Origin of the sequence: Bradyrhizobium diazoefficiens, from assembly GCF_016616885.1 — a bacterium.
In the GTDB taxonomy this organism is placed as follows: Bacteria; Pseudomonadota; Alphaproteobacteria; order Rhizobiales; family Xanthobacteraceae; genus Bradyrhizobium; species Bradyrhizobium diazoefficiens_F.
The window spans coordinates 7,963,492-7,983,958 of the sequence record NZ_CP067102.1; the positions used below are offsets into that span (position 1 = coordinate 7,963,492).

Genomic DNA, 20,467 nt, shown 5'->3' on the forward strand with positions numbered 1-20,467 from the left:
GTCAAACTACAACGCCGCGCCCCAGCTCCGCGCGATCTGCAAGATCCAGTCCCGATAGAGTGTGAGCGGCGTGACGCCGGTCAATCCGCCGCAGCCCGCGGCGCCGTTCGGTCCCGTGGACCAGCTGATGACGCCGACAAGCACGGCACCGTTCGGCCTGTCCTCGAACCCCGGACCGCCGGAATCGCCGGTGCAGGCGCCGATTCCGTCGCGAACACCGTTGGTTACGGGATCGACCAGGCGTATCTGGAACGTGCCGGGCTGGCCGGTGGCAACGAGACCGGCGACCCGCGTCGCGCCACCGCTCTTGCCATCGCCGCGTACGGCGACGCCGATACCGGCGATGGTGAAGCGGCTGCCAACCCGGATTGGAATATTCGGCATACCGACCGGCACCGTCGATTTTCCCTTGAGTGGAATTTCCAGTTGCAGCAATGCCACGTCGGCGGTGGCGCGATGCGCCTGCATCGCCTGCATGTTGAAGCCGGGATGGATCACGACAGTGCGCACGTTCAGCAGCTGTGGCGCGCCGTCGGCGCTGCGATCGACGATCTTGTAGTCTGCGCCGGGCTGCACGCAGTGCGCGACAGTGAGCACCAGTTTCGGCGCGATCAGGCTGCCGGTGCAGAAATTGCCGCGCGAGCCCACGATGGTGACGACCGCGCGCGCGACGCCGTCGGTCTGCGGCGTGCCGCCGCCGACGACGGCATAGGCGGGCGTGGCGAGCAGCAGCGCGGATATGATGAGAGTTGCAAGCTTCTTCATGGAAACACGCTCGGGCGTCGGCATCGATGGTGATACGCGATTGCTTCGGACTGGCCCTTGCCGATAGCGCATGCTAGCCCTCTTGGAAAGGAATTGACGAGGGCAGGATGGTGACGATCGAGGCCGTGATCTTTGATTTTGGCGGCGTGTTGACGAGCTCGCCGTTCGAGGCGTTCTCGCGGTTCGAGACCGAGCGTGGCCTGCCCGTCGACATCATCCGGCGTACCAACGCCGCCAACCATCTGGAAAACGCCTGGGCCAAATTCGAGCGCGCCGAGGTCGATATCGAGACGTTCGATCGTTTGTTCGCGGTGGAATCACTGGCGCTCGGCGCCGAGGTACGCGGACGCGACGTGCTACCATTGCTTCAAGGCGATCTGCGTCCCGAGATGATCGAGGCCCTGAAGCGCATCAAGGCACAATTCAAGACCGGCTGCATCACCAACAATTTGCCGGCCAACGCAATCGGCAGCATGACCGGGCGCTCGCTCTACGTCGCCGAGGTGATGGTGCTGTTCGACCACGTCATCGAATCCGCCAAAATTGGCCTGCGTAAGCCGGACCCACGCATTTACCAGCTGATGGTCGAGACGCTGAAGGTCGATCCGAAGAACTGCGTTTATCTCGACGACCTCGGTGTCAATTTGAAGCCCGCGCGCGAGATGGGCATGACCACGATCAAGGTCACGAGCGGCGCGCAGGCGATCGCCGAACTCGAGGCGGCGACGGGGGTGACGCTGCAGTAGCGCATCATTCTCCGTCATTGCGAGCGCAGCGAAGCAATCCAGAATCTTTCCGCGGAGGGACTCTGGATTGCTTCGCTGCGCTCGCAATGACGGCTGTAGCGCGATATCACCGAAGCAAACCTACTCCTCCGCTCGGGCGATCCGCTCTGGAAATGCAGCCGCCAGCGAGGCGCGGCCGGGCTTCAACACGCCGCGCTCGGTGATCAGGCCGGTGACGAGGCGCGCCGGCGTCACGTCGAAGGCATAGTTTGCGACCGGCGAACCCTGCGGCACGATGCGCACCGTTTCCAATCGACCATCGGCCGTGCGGCCGGTCATGTCGGTGACCTCAGTGCCGCTGCGCTGCTCAATCGGGATATCCCGGATACCGTCATCGACCGCGAAATCGATCGTCGGCGACGGCAGCGCGACGTAGAACGGCACGCCGTTGTCATGTGCGGCGAGCGCCTTCAGATAAGTCCCGATCTTGTTGCAGACGTCACCATTGGCGGCGACGCGATCGGTGCCGACAATGGCGAGATCGACCATGCCATGCTGCATCAGATGCCCGCCGGTGTTGTCGGGGATCACCGTGTGCGGCACGCCGTGATGACCGAGCTCCCAGGCGGTGAGCGAAGCGCCCTGATTGCGCGGGCGGGTCTCGTCGACCCAGACATGGACCTTGATGCCGCGCTCATGCGCAAGATAGATCGGCGCCGTCGCGGTGCCCCAGTCGACGGTGGCAAGCCAGCCGGCGTTGCAGTGGGTCAGCACGTTGACGGTTTCGCCCGGTCGCTTCTTCGCGACGATCGCCTCGATCAGTGCAAAACCGTTGGCGGCGATACCACGGTTGATCTCGACATCCTGCTCGACGATCTCGTCGGCGCGGGCGTACGCCGCTTCCGCACGTTCGACCGGATCGATCGGCGCAAGCGTCGCGCGCATCTCGTCCAGCGCCCATTTCAGATTGATCGCGGTCGGCCGCGCCACGACCAGCGTGTCGTAGGCGCGCTTCAGGCCCGCATCGGAGGCATCCTCGCGCATCGCAAGTGCCATGCCATAAGCCGCCGTCGCGCCGATCAGCGGTGCGCCACGAACCAGCATGTCGCGGATCGCAACTGCCGCGTCTTCGCACGAGGTCAGCTTTGCAACGATGAATTCATGCGGCAGCCTGCGCTGGTCGATCGCGCCGACCGACCAGCCGTCGCGCTCGCGCCAGATGCTGCGGAAATGTTTGCCGTCGACCTTCATGGCATTCTGCCTTTCGTCTCAACCGCGCAGGATGCGCCCGGCCACTGCGTCGAGCTTCTTCAGAAGCTCGGGATCGCGCGCTTCGGACGCGGTGATCAGCGCGGTGTCGAGTGCACGGTCCGAGCCGATCGGGCACGGTTCATGCTCGCGCGGAAAATCCTTGGCAAGGCGAGCCACCAGCGCCTTGGCCTTGTCGGCGTTGGACGTCAGCACGCGGATGATATCCTGCACGGTGACAGCGTCGTGATCGGGATGCCAGCAGTCGAAATCCGTCACCATCGCGACGGTCGCGTAGCAAATCTCGGCCTCGCGGGCGAGTTTTGCTTCGGGCATGTTGGTCATGCCGATCACGGAATAGCCCAGCGTCTTGTAGGTCATGCTCTCCGCATAAGTGGAGAATTGCGGCCCCTCCATGCAGACATAGGTGCCGCCCCGCGCGATCGCGATGCCCTCGGCCCCGGCCGCCGCGGCAAGGTGAATCCGCAGCCGCGGCGAGACCGGATGCGCCATCGAGACATGCGCAACGCAGCCTTTGCCGAAGAATGAGCTCTCGCGCTTGTGGGTGCGGTCGACGAACTGGTCGACGAGAACGAAGGTGCCGGGCGGCATCTCTTCCTTGAAGGAACCGCAAGCCGACAGCGAGATCAGGTCGGTGACGCCGGCCCGCTTCAGCACGTCGATATTGGCGCGGTAGTTGATGTCGGAGGGTGACAGGCGGTGGCCCTTGTCATGGCGCGGCAGGAACACGATCGGCAGGCCTGCGATGGTGCCACGTCGTACCGGCGCCGACGACTCGCCCCAGGGGCTCTTGATCACCGCTTCGTGCGCGCTCTCGAGCCCCGGCAAATCGTAGATGCCGGAGCCGCCGATGATGCCCAATACCGCCTGCGTCATGCCTGCTCCACCCTGTCAGCTACGTGCGACATGGTTAAGCTATGCCAGTTTTGCGGAGGTTTTGGAACGGGGTGGTGGGACCCTGGGGGGAGGCGGGGTATACTTAACCTAAGCCGCGGTTGCCAGCTTCAGCTGGGTGGCAACCATCCGCTCCAGCGTCTCGACGGACTGGAAATTCTCCGGCGTGATCTCGGTTTGCGGAATCGTGAAGTCGAACTCGGCTTCGACGCCCAGCATCAGATTGACCATGTCCATCGAGGTCAGGCCGGCATCGACGAGTTTCGTCGACGGCGTGACATCGGCGGCGAGCGAGTTCTGCGCGAGGATGCCCTTCACCAGCTTGGTGATGCGATTGCGCAAATCGGTATCGAAGGCCTGCATCGGCAAATTCCCATGTGTCTCTAAAAGGTCGGGCCGGTTGCCGGGTACGATGGGCACGGCAGAGCGATCCCGCAATGGGCGTCACCATTACTTCGCGTTTCTTAGTAAACGATGACTCAGATTGTCTGGAATTCAGGCTTCTTCCAGAACCCTAACGCGGCCGCGGAAATTCGGGTCATGCGAACAACCCGACCTTAACTGTTCGCTCGGAATGTGACTTCGTTTACCCTCTATTTCATCGACGAATTTGAATTAAATCCGTAGCCTCGTCTCATAAGCAAAGATGGTCGAAGGATCGCTGCTGCGGCATCGCGAATGATGCCGGCGATCCCTAACGACGAAGCGGAGGCGGACAAGCATGAACGTGCGTGAAGCAGTCCTCACTGTCGACGAAACGCAGCCGAGCCTTCTCGAGCACGGCCCCTCTTTGGTCGAGCGCGCGATGCGCACCGCCAGCGTGGCTGCGGCCGACGCCGATGGCGTCGATCGCGACGCCCGCTTCCCGCACAAGGCATTCGATGCCGCGCGTGAGCAAAAGCTGCTCGGCGTCATGATCCCGGTCGAGTTCGGCGGCTTCGGCGCATCGATCTACGACGTCACCGACATCTGCTACACGCTCGGGCGCGCCTGCGCCTCGACCGCGATGATCTACGCAATGCACCAGACCAAGGTCGCCTGCGTCGTCAGGCATGGCCACGGTATTCCCTGGATGGAAACCGTCATGCGCCGGGTCGCTCGCGACCAGTGGCTGCTCGCCTCCTCCACCACCGAAGGCCAGAACGGCGGCAACATCCGCGCCAGCGCGGCCGCGGTCGACCACGCCGGCGACACCGTCTCGCTGGTACGCGACGCCACAGTGATCTCCTACGGCGCCCAAGCCGACGGCCTCGTCACCATCGCCCGCCGCGCCACCGAGGCCGCGGCTTCCGACCAGGTGCTGCTGGCGCTCGCCAAGGACGATTATTCGCTCAAGCAGACGCAGGGCTGGGAAACGCTTGGCATGCGCGGCACCTGCTCGACCGGCTTCGAGCTGAAGGTCGATTGCCCCGCCGACCGGGTCTTCCCGGAAGCCTATGACAAGATCCACGCGCAGACCATGACGCCGTTCGCGCATCTGTGCTGGTCGTCGACCTGGGCCGGTATTGCCGCCGCCTCGGTCACGCGTGCGCAGGCATTCGTTCGCAAGGCGGCCCGCACCTCCGGTGATCAGATGCCGCCGGCGGCCGCGCACTTCACCGCCGCGAAAATGTCGCTGGCGAAACTGCGCGCGCTGATCGCGGCCAATCTCGACGCCTTCGCTCGCGCCGAACATGACGAGCGCGCGCTCAGCTCGCTCGACTTCCAATCCTCGATCACGCTGTTGAAAGTGCAGGCCTCGGAGCTCGCGGTCGAGACCGTGATGCATGCGATGCGCACTGCGGGCCTGTCCGGCTATCGTAACGACGGCGAGTTCACGATGGGGCGCCATCTTCGCGACGTGCTGTCGTCGCCGATCATGATCAACAACGATCGCATTCTGGCCAATGCCGCCACCTCGACCCTGATGAGCGGCGTGCCGACGAGCCTTCGCGACTAAGTGCTTGGCGACCAAATCAACAACAACAATTTCGAGATAGCAGGACATCGAACCATGAACATTGCCGTCCTCCCCAATTCGCCCGAGACCGCACCGCAGATCGTCGATCCGCTCGATCATCTCGCCGACAAGCTGTTCCACCGCATGGGCTCGGACGGCGTTTACGCCCGTACCGCGCTCTATGAGGGCATCGTCGAGAAGCTCGCCGCGCTGATCACCAGCAATCGCGAAGCCGGCACCGAGGTGATGCGCTTCCCGCCGGTGATGAGCCGCGCCCAGCTGGAAAAGTCCGGCTACCTCAAGAGCTTTCCGAACCTGCTCGGCTGCGTCTGCGGCCTGCATGGCACCGAACGCGAGATCAACGCCGCGGTGAGCCGCTTCGATGCCGGCGGCGACTGGACTTCGTCGCTCTCGCCGGCCGACCTCGTGCTGTCGCCGGCGGCCTGCTATCCCGTCTATCCGATCGCGGCGAGCCGAGGCCAGCTGCCGAAGGGCGGCCTGCGCTTCGACGTCGCTGCCGACTGCTTCCGTCGTGAGCCGTCAAAGCATCTCGACCGGCTGCAATCGTTCCGGATGCGCGAATATGTCTGCATCGGCACGCCCGATGACGTCGCCGATTTCCGCGAGCGCTGGATGGTGCGCGCGCAGGCGATCGCGACCGATCTCGGCCTGACCTTCCGCGTCGACTATGCCAGCGACCCCTTCTTCGGCCGCGTCGGCCAGATGAAGGCGGTAAGCCAGAAGCAGCAGCAGCTCAAGTTCGAGCTCCTGATCCCGCTGCGCTCGGAAGAGCAGCCGACCGCCTGCATGAGCTTCAACTATCACCGCGAACATTTCGGCACGACCTGGGGCATCCAGGACGCCAATGGCGAGCCCGCGCACACCGGCTGCGTCGCGTTCGGCATGGATCGCCTGGCGGTCGCGATGTTCCACACCCACGGCACTGATCTTTCCGCCTGGCCCGCCAAGGTGCAGGACATTCTGGGCCTACAGCCGCAGGTCGCGGCCGACGCCCACGGCGAAGGCTGGCGCTAAGGTAAGAGGCCGACTATTTCCACGGGCAAGACGAGCGTGATCCATACCAAGGTCCGATGCCGCGAGATCACCGAAGCCGACGTCGATGCGGTCGCAGACCTGCTGACGCGTGGCTTCGTCGGCCGCTCGCGCAACTATTGGATCCAGGGTCTGCGCCGGCAGGCCTTCCGGCCCGTGCCGGATGGCTATCCCCGCTTCGGCTACATGCTCGACAATGACGGCGAGCCGGTCGGCGTGCTGCTGCTGATCTACACCACGCGCAAGGACAGCGAGGAGACCGCCATCCAGTGCAATCTGTCGAGCTGGTATGTCGAGCCGGCCTACCGCAATTACGCGTCGCTGCTCACCAAGATCGCGCAGCGGCACAAGCATGTGACGTACCTCAACATCAGCCCGGCGCCGCGAACCTGGCCGATCATCGAGACACAGGGCTTTCGCGCCTATTGCCGCGGCCTGTTCTTCTCAGTGCCGGCACTGTCGCGCGCCCCGCGCTGGAGCAAGATCGAGGTTATCTCGCAGCATACCAAGCAGATCGAGGGGCTATCCGACGAAGAGACCGAGCTGCTGACCCGCCACGCGCGCTACAGTTGCCTGAGCCTGGTTTGCCGCACGCCGAAGGGCGTCTTCCCCTTTATCCTGCAATCGGTGCGCATCCGCCGCGGTTTCATCGCGCCGCCGGTGATGCAACTGATCTACTGTCGCAGCGCCGCCGAATACGCCGCCTGCGCCGGCCGCATCGGCCGGCTGCTGTTGCGGCTGGGCAAGATCTCGGTGATCGTCGATTCAAACGAGCCCATCCCCGGCCTTGTCGGCATTTATACCGAGCGGCGCGGCCGCAAATATTTCAAGGGCCCGCATCGTCCGCGCTTGGCCGACCTCACGGATACGGAACTGGTGCTGTACGGGCCGTAGAGGCGGTACGCGCGCACGACACCGGGATCTGTTGCTGGGTGCGAGGCCTCTCTTCATCACCAGTCACCCTCCGTAAACTACGGCGCTTAAGGGAATTTTCCCGCCTCTTCGCTACGCTCAGGGGCTGAATTACGTTGCGTTAGTCTATTGCCACCGAGATCCCGCTGATTCCATGACGTCGACCCGCGACAACGAGCTCAGTGCGCACCGCGAGCAAGGCCAAGAGGCCCTGCTCTCGCTCGGCCAGCTTGCGCTCGACGGCATCGAGCAGGGCGTCTGCGTTTACGATGCCGACAACCGGATCGTGCTGGTCAACCGCCGTTATATCGAGCTGTTCGACATGTCGGCCGATATCGTCCGGCTCGGAACGCACTACCGCGACGTGCTCGCCCACAGCATGGCGCGCGGGAACATCCCGGCGAACGAGCTCGATGCGCTCTACGCTGCGCGGATTGCATTGATCGCGGCTGGCAGGCCGTTCCATACCCGGCAGACGCTCGCCAGCGGCCTTGTCATCACGCTCGAACTGAAGCCGCTTCCCGACGGCGGCTGGATGACGATCTGCGACGATGTCAGCCGCCTCGCCCGGCTCGAGACCGAGCTGCAGCTTCAGACCGAGCGCAGCCAGCACGCTCTCGCGCACATGTCGCACGGTCTCATCATGTACGATGCCGATGGCCGTGTCGTCGTCTGCAACGAGCGCTTTCTGCAATTCTACGACCTCGACCCCAACGTCGTGAAGCCGGGTCTCTCGCACGGCGCGGCCATCGACCACTGGCTGTCGCGCGGCAACAGAGCGGACTTGCCCGGGGACGAGTTCCGCGATGCCCGAATGAAGGACGTCCGGACCAGGAGCCCGAAAACCGTTCTCGTGACGCGCCATGACGGCCGCAGGGTACAGGCCGTATCGCGGTTCATGCCCGACGGCGGCTGGGTTACCGTACATGAAGACGTCACCGAGCGGCTGCAGCACGAGGAGACGCTGAAGCAGCAAAACCTCATGCTGGATGCCGCGCTGGAGAACATGGCTCATGGCCTAGCCTTCTACGGCAGCGACATGCGCCTGCGCATCTGCAACACCACCTACCAGAAGATCTACCGGCTCTCGCCGGAGGAAAGCGCGCCCGGCACGCATCTCTCCGAGCTGATCGAGCGGTCGATGGCGAACGGCGCTTTCGCATCGGAGCACAGCCCACAACAGATTGTCGAAGCCGCCCGCGCGCGGATCGAAAGCCGCGACTCCTCGCCGATGCGGCGGAGCATGACCAACAACACGGTGATCTCGGTGCGCTATTGCGCGCTGCCCGAGGGCGGCTTCGTCGCCACCTACGAGGACATCACCGAGCGCGAACACGCGGTCGAAGAGCTGAGCGAGCAGTATCGTCGCTTCGACGCGGCGCTGAACAACATGAGCCACGGCCTGTGCATGCTCGATTCGAACCTGCGCATGATCGTCTGCAACCGTCGCTACATCGAGATGCACGGCCTGTCGCCCGAGGTCGTGAAGCCCGGCATCTCGATGCGCAAGATCATGGAGCACAGCTGCGATCTCGGTATCCATCCGAACACCACCGCCGCCAAGATCTATGCCGACTATGTCGAACGACTGCGCGAGGGCGAGCACACGCTGCACCGCCATTTGAACGACGGCCGCATCATCAAGCTCAACCACAAGCGGATGGAGCATGGCGGCTGGGTCGTCACCTACGAGGACGTCACCGAGCGTCACAAGGCCCAGGCCCGGGTCGCGCACATGGCGCAGCACGATTCGCTCACCGACCTGCCCAACCGCACGCTGTTCCGCGAAAAGATGGGCGAGGGGCTGAACCAGGTCGCGATCGCCGGCGGCGCTATGGCCGTCTTGTGCTTCGACCTCGATAATTTCAAGACTGTCAACGACCGGCTCGGCCACGCCGCCGGCGACCGGTTGCTGCGCTGGGTCGCGGCACGGCTGAAGGAGAATGTCGGCGAGCACGACACCGTCGCCCGTCTCGGCGGCGACGAGTTTGCCGTGCTCCAGCGCGGACCGCAGCCGCAATCGGCGGAGCGGCTTGCACGACAGCTGGTCGAGATCATCGGCCATCCGCCGCCGCTGGAAAGCCAGCCGATCCATGTCGGCGTCTCGGTCGGGATCGCGATCGCGCCCGACCACGGCCTCGACGCCGACGAGCTGATGAAATGCGCTGATCTCGCGCTGTACCAGGCCAAGGCCAAGGGACGCGGCGCGTATCAGCTATTCGAGCCTGAGATGGAAGAAGAGGCGCGCCGCCGGCACGCGCTGGAGCACGATCTGCGCGGCGCACTGGAAGCCAACCAATTCCATCTGGTGTTCCAGCCGCAGGTGCGGCTCGACACCACCGAGCTGACCGGGTTCGAAGCGCTGCTGCGCTGGAAGCATCCGTCACGCGGCTTCGTCTCGCCGGCCGAATTCATTCCGATCGCCGAAGAGAACGGGTTGATCGTTCCGATCGGCGAGTGGGTGCTGCGCACCGCCTGCGCCACAGCGGCCTCATGGCCGGATGTCACGGTCGCAGTCAATCTGTCGCCGGTGCAGTTCCGCTCGCGCGGACTGGTGGCGATGGTGACGAGCGCGCTGGCGGAAGCCGGCCTGCCGCCGCAACGGCTCGAGCTCGAGGTCACCGAGACGGCGCTGCTCGATGACAGCGAAGCGACGATCGAGATCCTGCACCAGCTCCGCGCCCTCGGCGTGCGCGTCAGCCTCGACGATTTCGGCGTCGGCTATTCTTCGCTGAGCTATTTGCGCAAATTTCCGTTCGACCGCATCAAGATCGACCGCTCCTTCGTCGGCACACTCGGCGAGAGTCCGGAGAGCGTCGCCATCGTCCGCACCATCGCGAGCCTCGGCTCCGTGCTCGGCGTCGAGACCACGGCGGAGGGCGTCGAGACGGTGGAGCAGCTCGAATTCGTCCGCGAATGCGGCTGCACCGCGGTGCAGGGATACTATTTCGGCAAGCCCTGTCCGGCAGCCGAGGTGGGATTGACCATCGAGACGCTGAACGCGGTCCGCCGCGTGGCGTGAGGCGCGACGTAATCAGTCCTCGCCGACTCCCTCGAGCCGATCGCGTAGAACACTGATGACGCGATGGGTCGTCTCGATCTCCTTCACTGACAAGCCATCTGCCAGACCATTGACCCACGGGACCTGCAGGCGACCGGCCGCATCGTAGACCTGCCTGCCCTTGTCGGTCAGGACTACAAGCTGCGCCCGGCGATGATGCGGATTGGCCTCGAACGCAACAAGACCATCCCGCTCGAGGTCGTTGACGATCCGCTGCACGTTCTGGCGATTGGCGCCGAGATTGCGCGCCAGCCAGGCGACCGGCTCGGGGCGCTCGGCATCGACGATTGCCCCCAATATCTGCCAGCGCGCGCTGGTGAGGCCGAGCGAGGCCACCAGCCGGTCGCCGGCGGTCAGCAGCAGGCTATTGGCCCGGAACAGGTCAAGGATGAAGCCGGTCAAGGCTTCGCCCGCTGGGGTTCGTACGGCTTTATTCATTTGAAATCATTATTCCGTATTGACACTATCGTGTCAATTTCATATATCGTGGATTGTCGAATTGACATCATAACACCAAAACGAACGGAGTGATACCATGCCGCAGATGCGCCCGCTCGACCCGAGCTTCCCGATCGACCGCCAGATCGCGCTCGACGCCGGCCCCGTGGTGCTGGTCAATTTGTTCACGCTCGATGCCGCGGATGAACAGAGCTTCCTGACGAGCTGGCAGGACGATGCGGCTTTCATGAAGCGGCAGCCGGGCTTCATCTCGACCCAGCTTCACCGCGCCGTCGGCGACAATCCGACCTATCTCAATTATGCGGTCTGGGAATCCAACGCGCATTTCCGCGCGGCGTTCACGCATCCTGAATTCCGGGCGAAGATCGCCGTCTACCCCGCATCCGCCGTCGCAAGCCCGCATCTGTTTCAGAAGGTCGCGGTACCCGGCATTTGCGTGGCGTAGCTGCGTTCGCTCAGCTTGCCGCAGGCAGCGCGCTGTCCAGCGGACCGGCCCACGGGCGCTCGGCTGAGGCGAGGCCAATCAGGCGGCCCTGGATGTAGTCGCAGCCCCAGTCGCGCAGCATGATGGCGGCCTCCTCGTCCTGGACCCATTCGGCGACGGTCTTGATGTCGAGGCGGCGGGCGAGGTCGATCAAAGTCTGCACGAAGGCGCGGTCGTCGGCGGAGTGAGTGATGTTCTGGACGAAGGCGCCGTCGATCTTGACGATATCGACGCCGAGCTTGCGCAAATTGCGGAACGAGGTGTAGCCGGCGCCGAAATCGTCGATGGCGATACGGCTACCGAAATTTTTGAGGCGGCCGACGAAGGCGCGGACGTCGTCGATGTCCTGGATCGCAACCGTCTCGGTGATCTCCACGATCAAGCGTTCGGCGACGCCTGGATGGGCGCGCATCAGCGATTCGATTCCGGCCCACCAGTCGGGATCCATCGTGGTATCGGGCGAGATGTTGAGGCTGAGGCGGATGTCGGGCGCGGCCGCGAGCTCGGCGACCACGAGCTCGAGCACGCGGTGATCGACCAGGCGGATGAGGCCGAGCCGCTCGGCCACCGGCACGATGTCGGGCGCGAGCAGCACCTGGCCATCACCCTGGTCCATCCGCACCAGGCATTCGTGGAATGCGCCCTCCCGCGAGGCAGTCGACACCACCGGCTCGTAGGCGAGCTTGATGCGGCGCTCGTTCAGCGCGGTGACGATCTCGTCGGTAACACGAATGTTGACGCGGCGCTGCGCGTCGCGCTCGGCATTCGGGCGCCAGGCGGCGAACGAGCCGGCGCGGCGGCGCTTGGCGCCATCCAGCGTCTCGTGGGCGCGGTTGATCGCCTCATCGGTGTTGCGGGCATAGCGCGGCAGGCTGACCGCGCCGATCGAGACGGTGACCGAGACCGGGCCGGATTTGGTCGGCACCACATCGTCACGGACGCCGGCGAGAAAGCGCTCGGCGGCAACGTTCATGTCGTCGACGGTGCAGTTCTTCAGGATCAGGCCGAACTTGTTGCCCGAGAATCGGCCGAGCACGTCACCACCGCGCAGGCGCGCGCGAATGCGCTTGGCGACGTCGAGGATGACGGCATCGGCCACGTCGAAGCCGAAGGCGTCGTTGACGCGGGCGAGATGATCGATGCCGACCAGCATGAAGGCTGCGGTCGAGCGGAAGCGGCTCGTCTCCTCGATCGCTTCGGCGAGCGCCGCAATCAGATGGGAACGGTTGAGCTCGCCGGTCAGGGGATCAAGCCGGGCAAGCTTGGTCAGCTCCTCGTCGCGGGCGTGCCGCTCATTGTTGATGCGGACGGAGCCGATCGCGCGCATCGGGCGGCCGTCGGCACCGGCGAACCAGCGGCCGGTCTCCTCGATCCAGACCACGGGATCGGAGGCGCTCATGCGCACGCCGTATTCCACCCGATAAGGCGTGCCGTCGGTGCCGTGCACGGCGGATGTCTGCGCAAGCGCCGCGCTCCGCAGCGACTGCGCGGGCTCGATAAGCTTGGCGAACTCGGCGCCGGTCGCGAGCCGCTCGGCCGGAATGCCGGGGAAGATGGCGCCGGCCTGCTCGCCCCAGATGATGGCGTCGCTGGCGATATCCCAGACAAACACGGCTTGGCCGAGGGCGGCCAGGATCTCGGAGGCTTGCGGCAATGCGGGGGTCAAAAGCGCCTCGTTTCGGGACAGCGGGGAGTCCTGAGCCGGCACAGGATACGGCCAGATTCGCCTCCGACCCTAGGCCAAGTTCATAAACAATTTGGAAACCACGTTTTCGAGCGCCCCGGAACGAAATAGGCTCGACCGGCATAAGCCTTGCGAGACCATCACATGCACCGGCGCCAACGTCCCAAAACGCGCCAGTTCAACCGGATTAGCGGTGTTGCGATGGTGAGTGTGGATCAGATCGAAGAGACAACGCGGGAAGCGAGTACCGCGCTGGTCCCTTTGACGCCGGTTTTGCAGTGGGTCCGCAAGGTGCCGCTGACGCGGCCCGACCCGAGCTTCGTCACCCAGCTGATCGCCAATGCCGAGCATCTGCCCCAGCCAAGCCGGCTGCGCTGCGGCTCGTCCGAGGACGCGCGCATGGCTTATGGCGGCAAGCGTCCACTTCCTAGCGTCACCTCACGCACGCGTCAGGTGGCGTAGCGTCGATCAGCGCGGCTCTTCGGGCGAAGACGGCGTGCCGTTGCCCGGCTGCAAATGCGGCGAGGGAATTTCCGGCGACGCCACGATGCCCGGCTTTGGCGCGGGGTGATCCTTCAAAACGGATTCGGCAACCGACTGCGCTGAGGGTGCGGGCGGCGATTCGGGCTGCGGTGCAGGCACGGGACCGAGCTTCGGCTCGAACACCGTCGCTGGTGGCGGCGCTTCGGCCTGGCGCTTGGACTTGCGCGGCACCGCCACCGTCTCTGCGGCGACGTAGGCGATGCGGCGGCGTGCGCGTTGGGCGATGCCGCCGAGGAAATCGGCCATCGCAAGCAGCACCAGCAGGAAATAAGTGGAGTTGCCGAATTTGGGCCACATCACGAATTCGGCCGCGGCCGCGCCGAACAGGATCAGCGACAGCAGATGATCCATCAGGAATTTCGCGCCGGGCCGCGCGCCCTTGACCACTTCGAGCAACAGTAACAACACGCCAAGCGCCAGCAGCAGATCGGCAAGCGTGACCGGCCAGGTCTCGCCGGTAATCATCGGCACCTTGAACAGCACGTCCGAGAACGACACGCTGGGCATCAGAAATGCGATGATGTTGTAGACCGCGAGCGGAATCAGAAGCAGCGGGAAACCGACCATCGGCAAAGCGCCTTCTCGATCAAGATGTCCGGGCAAGACAATGCGACGGCGAAGCATTCGCTCCGCCGCCGTCACCGTCATATCTCATGGATTGGCCGAAATCAGGCATGTCACGTCATCCTGATTGAGGATAACCCTGCCTGAGAAGAAGTCCTGGCTCAGGACTCTTTCTTCTTCAGGACCTGACGGCCCTTGTACATGCCGGTCTTGAGGTCGAGATGGTGCGGACGACGGAGCTCACCGGAGTCCTTGTCTTCCACATAGGTCGGCTTCTTGATGGCATCTGCCGAGCGGCGCATGCCACGGCGCGACGGCGAGGTTTTTCTTCTCGGAACGGCCATTTCAATATCCTCTAGGGATTGGTGTTTCAGGGCATCGTCCGAGGACGGCTCAGCACCCAAACGGGGCGAGCGAAATGCCAATCAAGGCCGGGCTTATAGAGGAAGGCCGGCCGTAAAGCTAGGGTTCTGGGGCCGGAAAATACGCCCGAAAGGGGCCCGAAATCAGCGATTTTCCCGCCAGCAGGTCAAAAGCGACGAGGCCTGCGCCCTTGCCACATAGGTCCCGGCCAGCCGCCGGACGCCCGGTCCCGGGGTTCTGGCACTGCGTTTGACCGGATTCGGCAGGATCGAGGCCAAAAGAGCGGCTTCCCGGGGGGAGAGGTTGCCAGCCGACTTGCCGAAAGCATAGGCGCTGCCCGTCTCCACGCCAAACTGGCCCTGCGGGCCGAGCTCGGCGATGTTGAGGTAAATTTCCAGGATCCGGTGCTTGGGCAGGACGAAATCGATCCAGAGCGCCAGCGGGAATTCCAGCGCCTTGCGGACAAAATCCCGCCCTTGCCAGAGGAACAGGTTTTTCGCGACCTGCTGGGTGACGGTGGAGGCGCCACGGAACGGCGTACCGTCCTCCTTGGCGTCGTCGATCGCCTCGCGCAGCGCGCCCCAGTCGATGCCGTGGTGCTTGCAGAAATGGGCGTCCTCGGCCGCCACGACCGAGCGCGGCACATACGGCGACATCGCCGCCAGATCGATCCATTCCCGATGCATCGGCGCGCCCGTCAGCGAGCGCCAGGCCATCAGCGTCGAAACCGGATAGCCGGTGCGGTAGAACGGCGCGACCACGTAGGGCGCGAGAGCTACGACCGCGAGCGCCAGCAGCAGGATTTTGACGATGCGCAAATCGACCTTTCCGGCGCAAACTGAAACGCTGCCGCGGATCCCGCCATTAAGTCTGTGATAATTCGGGCGTTTTCCAGCACTTTTTAGGCCTTCCAAACGATTGACTGAGGCCGGCTCATAAAGGATTGTCCCGCGAATTTCAGTTCTGGAGCCCTTCTTGATGACCGGCACGTCCCCGTCCGATTTCGCCAAGCGTCTGGACAAGACCGCTGATGACACCGAGGCCCTGCTCGGGCGCCTGCTGTCGGACGACATCCTGCACGATGAGATCGCCCGTCCCAAGCGACTGATGGACGCAATGCGCTATTCGAGCCTGAATGGCGGCAAGCGCCTGCGGCCGTTCCTGGTGGTCGAGAGCGCGGCCGTGTTCGGGGTGCCGCGCGAAGCGGCGCTGCTCGTGGGCGCCGCGCTCGAATGCATCCATTGCTATTCGCTGATCCATGACGATCTGCCGGCGATGGACAATTCGGACCTGCGGCGCGGCCGCCCCACCCTGCACAAGCAGACCGATGACGCCACCGCGATCCTTGCCGGCGACGGTCTTTTGACGATCGCCTTCGACATCGTCACCCGCGACGAGATCCATCGCGACGCCAATGTGCGGCTGCTGCTGACGCGGGCGCTGGCCCGCTGCGCCGGCATCGGCGGCATGGTCGGCGGCCAGATCCTCGATCTCGCCGGCGAAGGCCGCTTCGGCGGCCACGAGCCGGTCGATGTCGCCCGTATTCAGCAGATGAAGACCGGCGCGCTGCTGCGCTATGGCTGCATCGCCGGCGCGATCCTCGGCCAAGCCTCGCAGAAAGAATATCAGGCGCTCGACGATTACGGCCGCGCGCTCGGCGAAGCCTTCCAGATCGCCGATGATCTGCTCGACGTCGAAGGCGATGCGGCAGCGCTTGGCAAACCCTCGGGCCAGGACGCAGCACTCGGCAAGACCACCTTCGTCACCCAGCTCGGCATCGAAGGCGCCAAGCAGCGCGTGCGTGATCTGCTCGCGCGCGCCGACAGCGCCGTCTCGATCTTCGGCGATCGCGCCGCCGTGCTGCAAGCCGCCGCGCGCTTCGTCGCCGAGCGAAAGAACTGACGTCGGGCTTTCACCTCTCCCGCTCGCGGGAGAGCACAGGCCGCCTTCGGCGGCCGTTCTTAAGAGACGCCGAGGCGGAGCCTCGGCTATGCCGAAGGCGCGGGTGAGGGTTCTCTCCTCTTGGGGGTTCTCGATTGTGGAGACACCCTCTCCCCACCCCTCCGCCGCAAGCGGGGGAGGGAGCGCACCTACGATGCCGCTCAGGTCTGATCGGACGATCTGCATGGAAAAAGAAGATCCCGTCCTCGTCCGCTTCCGCCAGATGTCGCGGCCGATGCGGCTGATCTATGCGCGGCCGCGGACCTTCATCGCACTGGGGGCCGGCATCCTGGTCGGCCTGCTGCTGCCGGGATCGTATCGGCTGGTGACCAGGTCCTTGTTCGGCTGGGATGCGCTGATCGCGGTCTATCTCCTGCTGGTCTATGCGATGATGCTGTGCAACGACCACCAGCACATCCGGCGCAGTGCCGCGATGGAGGACGACGGCCGCTTCGTGATCCTGCTGGTGACGGCATTCGGCGCGTTCGCCAGCATTGCCGCGATCGTCTATGAGCTAGGCACGCCGCACCGCGGCGCCGCGGAGCTGACGATCGCCATCGCGACCATCGCGCTGTCCTGGGCCGCCGTGCATACGACCTTCGCGCTGCACTACGCCCATGATTATTACCGTCACCCGCTGGGCGGCTTGCAATTCCCCAGCGGCGGCAAGGAAGACCACGCCGACTATTGGGACTTCGTCTATTTCTCGTTCGTGATCGGCATGACCGCACAGGTCTCCGACGTCGGCATCACCGACAAGACCATCCGCCGCACTGCCACGGCGCACGGCATCGTGTCCTTCGTCTACAACACGGCCCTGCTGGCGCTGACGGTGAACATCGCGGCGAGCGCGATCGCGACATGATCCCCGCGCCATTGTCCCGGCTTCGCTGGGATAATGGCGGGCGAAGCAGCGTCCTCAGTTGCAGACCTCGGCATTGGCATCAACGTGAGGGCCGCCGCCACCGCGATACACGAGGTGGCAGCCGCGCTGGACTGGACGGCAGAGGAGATCGTTGCAAAAAATCTGACCACTGCCACCCGAGGCGCGACCCGCGCCGGCCGCAGCGATGCCGCCTGCCGCTCCAGCGGCCGTGCCACCGGACTGCCGACGCTGCCGTGCGGGACGCTCACTGCCGTCGTCGCGCTTGGCGGTTGCAGGCTTGGTCGGCTTGCCGGCACGCTGCTTCTCGCATTCATTGTCGTCGTTCAGCACAGTGCCGTCGCCGCAGACGATCTTGGTGCACTTGTCACCGTCGGCCTTGAAGCCGTGATCGCAGACCAGCGGGCACACGCGAGACTGCTTTGACTTGACCGTATCGAGCGCATCCGTGCTCGCCACCTTCACGTCGAGCCTGGTGCCGGCATAGCGGTTGAACTGCGACAGCGACCGCTGCGAGGACGCGCTCCAATTGCCGTCAGCCTGACCAGAAAAACAGCCGACGCGGCCAAGCTCGTTCTGCACCGAGCGGCTGAGATCGGCCGGCGCGGTGGACGGCGTCAGCGAGGCGACATTAGCGCCGGCGGGGCTCGCCGTGCTGGCGGGCGTAGCGCTCGGCGCGGCAGCAGCAAGATTGACGCGCTGCTGCTCGGCAGCCGCCGCTTGCTGCTGCGCCTGTTCCTTGGCCTTCTGCGCGGCAAGCTGGGCCTGCTCGGCCGCCTTCGCGTCTGCCGCAGCCTTGGCCTGGGCGTCCTTCTGCGCGCCAAGCGCAGCGAGACGGTCGCGCTCAGCCTCAGCCTGCTTGGCCTTCTCGGTTGCGGCCGCATGAACCTGCTCGGCCTGGATCTTGTCGAGCTGGAGCTTGGCGAGGTTCGCATAGAAGCCGTCCGGATGCTGGGCCAGGAAGGCTTCCCAAGCCGGCTTGTTGCCGACCTGGAGCGCGAGCTCGTAGTCGCGGCGCATATCGGCCTGTGGATTCACCGCAGGCGCGGGCGCCGCTGCGGCCGCGGGCACAGCCTTGACCGGCACCAGCGGCACGTCTTCGCCGCCGAGCGAACCGTAGACGAACGGCTCCTGCTTGTTGCCCGTCGACTTGAGCACGTCGTCGCGCACGAAACCGAAGGCGCGCCGGACGTCGAGGCCCGGCGTCGTCAGATGCTTCGACAGCGCGATCGTGAATGGGCTGTTGGCGCCGTCGCCGTCCTGCGCCGTGAAGCCGGCCTTGGCCGAATAGGCGATCAGCGTGTTGGAACTGGTCGGCTCGACCTGGGCCAGACCACGGCCGATGCCGCGCGAGGCCAGCGTGCGCTTCATGGTCCTGCCGAACGGGTTGTCACGGCAGGCGTCCAGGATCACCAGCCGAAGCTGCTTTGCCGGCTCGACCGCGACCAGAACGCGATCGAGCGAGAGCGCCTCGTCATAGACGTCGGTGTCGCGCTCGAGCTTGGCATCGACCGGGATCAGATAGTTGGAGCCTTCGACCTCGATGCCGTGGCCGGCATAGTAGACCACGGCGATGTCGGCATCGCGGGTCGAATCGGCGAAGTCGCGCAGCACGCGCCGCGTTTCGAGCGCGGTCAGATCGTGGCGGGAATCGACGACATCGAAGCCGGCATCCTTCAGCGTCTTTGCCATCACCGAACCGTCGTTGACGGGATTGGCGAGCGAGGGCGCGTGCTGATAGGCCGAGTTGGCAAGCACCAGCGCGACACGCTTTCCGGCGAAGGCGGGCCCGGCACCGAACATCAGTGCTGCAGCGAGGAGAAACAGGCAAAATCTGAAAAAATTGCGCATGACACAACTTCCAAAACGTTCGGGCAGTTCACACCCTCAGGGATAGCCTTAGCAAGATCCACCGCCTGCGCTTGTGATGAGGGTCACGAAGACAGCGGCGACGACAGGCCGAGGACCCCTTTGTTAGTCGCGCCAGCACATTGGCGGTTCGCCGCCAAATGCGCCCGGGCCGGCTTTCGCTAGGGACCCCCGACATGCCCCCGATGCTGCGGCAGGTCGTCCGTGATCTCGTGCCAAGGCGCCTTGGAGCCGACGAAAATATGGGCGGTCGGGCGGATCGTGGGGGCATCGACCAGGGTTCCCATGGCGACATGGACCCATTTTCCTTCACGGACCCGGGAATAAAGCAGCGAGCCGCAGCGGGCGCAGTGCACGTCATGGTGGTGTCGTCCCCGTAAATCATCCGCTGGTCCGCGCCCCTGACGAGGCGGAGCGGGCTGTACTCGACCCCGGCGAACGGCTTGAAAGCGGAACCGGTGGTCCGGCGGCAGTTCGAACAATGGCAGTTCAGCGCATAGGAAAACGCATCCGCCACCTCGTAGCGGACGGCGCGGCAATAGCATTCGCCGGCAAGGATGCGAGCGTTCGATTTTTCTGATCCGGTCATGACGGGCCCTCGCACAAATGGCGAAAGACACCCATAGCGCAATTCGATGCGTACCACTAAGTTCGCGGCGCGCCATCATTCAAAAGGGATGATCCATGAGCCAAAATCGTTCGAGCGTCGAAGCGGTCGTGCAATCCTATTTCGACGGGCTTTACGAGGGCGACGCCGACAAGCTCGGCGCGATCTTCCATCCGTCCGCCGACCTGCGCTGGGTCGAAAAGGGCGAACTGCAGGTGCTCACCGTGCCCGACTGGCTCGACCGCGTACGCAAGCGCGCCTCCGCCAAGGCGGAGGGCAAGCCGCGTGAGGATTTCATCGTCACCATCGACCGCTCGGACGACAAGACGGCCTTCATCAAGGTCAAATGCCAGCTGCCGCCGCGCTTCTTCACGGATTATCTGGTGGCGATGAAGCTCGCCGATGGCTGGCAGATCGTGTCGAAATCGTATCGGTACGATCTGAAGGAGTGA

Annotated in this window: 20 protein-coding genes and 1 pseudogene; 10 read left to right on the forward strand and 11 right to left on the reverse strand. The window is 64.5% G+C overall.

Features of this window, described 5'->3' with window-relative positions; all coding sequences use genetic code 11:
• Window positions 1-6: 6 nt before the first annotated feature.
• Window positions 7-765 carry a S1 family peptidase gene (locus JJC00_RS37165; RefSeq protein ID WP_200470663.1) on the reverse strand — a complete coding sequence of 253 codons (759 nt, stop codon included), beginning with the start codon at window positions 763-765 and terminating at the stop codon, window positions 7-9.
• A gap of 110 nt (window positions 766-875) precedes the next feature.
• On the opposite strand from JJC00_RS37165, the gene JJC00_RS37170 reads away from it, so the two are divergent.
• Window positions 876-1,511, forward strand: a complete 636-nt coding sequence (locus JJC00_RS37170; RefSeq protein ID WP_200474360.1) for an HAD-IA family hydrolase — start codon at window positions 876-878, stop codon at window positions 1,509-1,511.
• A gap of 120 nt (window positions 1,512-1,631) precedes the next feature.
• Here JJC00_RS37170 and mtnA read toward each other — a convergent pair whose 3' ends face one another.
• From mtnA to JJC00_RS37185, 3 genes are all read right to left on the reverse strand, one after another.
• Window positions 1,632-2,741: an S-methyl-5-thioribose-1-phosphate isomerase gene (gene mtnA, locus JJC00_RS37175; RefSeq protein ID WP_200470664.1), complete on the reverse strand. Its 1,110-nt coding sequence runs from the start codon at window positions 2,739-2,741 to the stop codon at window positions 1,632-1,634.
• Between the two features lie 18 nt (window positions 2,742-2,759).
• Window positions 2,760-3,635, reverse strand: a complete 876-nt coding sequence (locus tag JJC00_RS37180; RefSeq protein WP_200470665.1) for an S-methyl-5'-thioadenosine phosphorylase — start codon at window positions 3,633-3,635, stop codon at window positions 2,760-2,762.
• A 108-nt stretch (window positions 3,636-3,743) separates the two neighbouring features.
• A complete protein-coding gene (locus JJC00_RS37185; protein ID WP_200470666.1) occupies window positions 3,744-4,016 on the reverse strand; it encodes a phosphopantetheine-binding protein in 273 nt (90 codons plus the stop codon).
• A gap of 358 nt (window positions 4,017-4,374) precedes the next feature.
• Between JJC00_RS37185 and JJC00_RS37190 the strand changes: the two genes are divergently transcribed.
• From JJC00_RS37190 to JJC00_RS37205, 4 genes are all read left to right on the forward strand, one after another.
• Window positions 4,375-5,592, forward strand: a complete 1,218-nt coding sequence (locus tag JJC00_RS37190; RefSeq protein WP_200470667.1) for an acyl-CoA dehydrogenase family protein — start codon at window positions 4,375-4,377, stop codon at window positions 5,590-5,592.
• 54 nt (window positions 5,593-5,646) lie between these two features.
• Window positions 5,647-6,627 (forward strand): amino acid--[acyl-carrier-protein] ligase, encoded by a 981-nt coding sequence (locus JJC00_RS37195; RefSeq protein ID WP_200470668.1) that lies wholly within the window; start codon window positions 5,647-5,649, stop codon window positions 6,625-6,627.
• Window positions 6,628-6,663: 36 nt separating this feature from the next.
• On the forward strand, window positions 6,664-7,539 hold the full coding sequence (locus tag JJC00_RS37200; RefSeq protein WP_200470669.1) for an acyl-CoA acyltransferase: 876 nt from the start codon (window positions 6,664-6,666) through the stop codon (window positions 7,537-7,539).
• A gap of 172 nt (window positions 7,540-7,711) precedes the next feature.
• Window positions 7,712-10,579: a PAS-domain containing protein gene (locus tag JJC00_RS37205; RefSeq protein ID WP_200470670.1), complete on the forward strand. Its 2,868-nt coding sequence runs from the start codon at window positions 7,712-7,714 to the stop codon at window positions 10,577-10,579.
• A 12-nt stretch (window positions 10,580-10,591) separates the two neighbouring features.
• Here the strand turns inward: JJC00_RS37205 and JJC00_RS37210 are convergent, their stop codons facing one another.
• Window positions 10,592-11,056: a MarR family winged helix-turn-helix transcriptional regulator gene (locus JJC00_RS37210; protein WP_200470671.1), complete on the reverse strand. Its 465-nt coding sequence runs from the start codon at window positions 11,054-11,056 to the stop codon at window positions 10,592-10,594.
• Window positions 11,057-11,153: 97 nt separating this feature from the next.
• On the opposite strand from JJC00_RS37210, the gene JJC00_RS37215 reads away from it, so the two are divergent.
• On the forward strand, window positions 11,154-11,522 hold the full coding sequence (locus tag JJC00_RS37215) for an antibiotic biosynthesis monooxygenase family protein (protein WP_200470672.1): 369 nt from the start codon (window positions 11,154-11,156) through the stop codon (window positions 11,520-11,522).
• A 10-nt stretch (window positions 11,523-11,532) separates the two neighbouring features.
• On the opposite strand, the gene JJC00_RS37220 is transcribed toward JJC00_RS37215, so the two are convergent.
• Window positions 11,533-13,227 (reverse strand): bifunctional diguanylate cyclase/phosphodiesterase, encoded by a 1,695-nt coding sequence (locus JJC00_RS37220; RefSeq protein ID WP_200470673.1) that lies wholly within the window; start codon window positions 13,225-13,227, stop codon window positions 11,533-11,535.
• A 219-nt stretch (window positions 13,228-13,446) separates the two neighbouring features.
• On the opposite strand from JJC00_RS37220, the gene JJC00_RS37225 reads away from it, so the two are divergent.
• Window positions 13,447-13,707, forward strand: a complete 261-nt coding sequence (locus JJC00_RS37225; RefSeq protein WP_200474361.1) for a hypothetical protein — start codon at window positions 13,447-13,449, stop codon at window positions 13,705-13,707.
• Window positions 13,708-13,713: 6 nt separating this feature from the next.
• Here JJC00_RS37225 and JJC00_RS37230 read toward each other — a convergent pair whose 3' ends face one another.
• From JJC00_RS37230 to mtgA, 3 genes are all read right to left on the reverse strand, one after another.
• Window positions 13,714-14,355 carry a hypothetical protein gene (locus JJC00_RS37230; protein ID WP_200470674.1) on the reverse strand — a complete coding sequence of 214 codons (642 nt, stop codon included), beginning with the start codon at window positions 14,353-14,355 and terminating at the stop codon, window positions 13,714-13,716.
• A gap of 158 nt (window positions 14,356-14,513) precedes the next feature.
• Window positions 14,514-14,696 (reverse strand): 50S ribosomal protein L32, encoded by a 183-nt coding sequence (gene rpmF, locus JJC00_RS37235; RefSeq protein WP_007598106.1) that lies wholly within the window; start codon window positions 14,694-14,696, stop codon window positions 14,514-14,516.
• 162 nt (window positions 14,697-14,858) lie between these two features.
• Window positions 14,859-15,533: a monofunctional biosynthetic peptidoglycan transglycosylase gene (gene mtgA / locus JJC00_RS37240; protein WP_200474362.1), complete on the reverse strand. Its 675-nt coding sequence runs from the start codon at window positions 15,531-15,533 to the stop codon at window positions 14,859-14,861.
• A 160-nt stretch (window positions 15,534-15,693) separates the two neighbouring features.
• On the opposite strand from mtgA, the gene JJC00_RS37245 reads away from it, so the two are divergent.
• On the forward strand, window positions 15,694-16,617 hold the full coding sequence (locus JJC00_RS37245; RefSeq protein ID WP_200470675.1) for a polyprenyl synthetase family protein: 924 nt from the start codon (window positions 15,694-15,696) through the stop codon (window positions 16,615-16,617).
• A 223-nt stretch (window positions 16,618-16,840) separates the two neighbouring features.
• A complete protein-coding gene (locus JJC00_RS37250) occupies window positions 16,841-17,521 on the forward strand; it encodes a DUF1345 domain-containing protein (RefSeq protein WP_200470676.1) in 681 nt (226 codons plus the stop codon).
• Between the two features lie 54 nt (window positions 17,522-17,575).
• Here JJC00_RS37250 and JJC00_RS37255 read toward each other — a convergent pair whose 3' ends face one another.
• Window positions 17,576-19,390: a caspase family protein gene (locus JJC00_RS37255; RefSeq protein ID WP_200470677.1), complete on the reverse strand. Its 1,815-nt coding sequence runs from the start codon at window positions 19,388-19,390 to the stop codon at window positions 17,576-17,578.
• A gap of 179 nt (window positions 19,391-19,569) precedes the next feature.
• Window positions 19,570-19,997 (reverse strand): annotated as a pseudogene (locus JJC00_RS37260) (GFA family protein).
• Window positions 19,998-20,092: 95 nt separating this feature from the next.
• Between JJC00_RS37260 and JJC00_RS37265 the strand changes: the two are divergent.
• Window positions 20,093-20,467 carry a nuclear transport factor 2 family protein gene (locus tag JJC00_RS37265; protein ID WP_200470678.1) on the forward strand — a complete coding sequence of 125 codons (375 nt, stop codon included), beginning with the start codon at window positions 20,093-20,095 and terminating at the stop codon, window positions 20,465-20,467.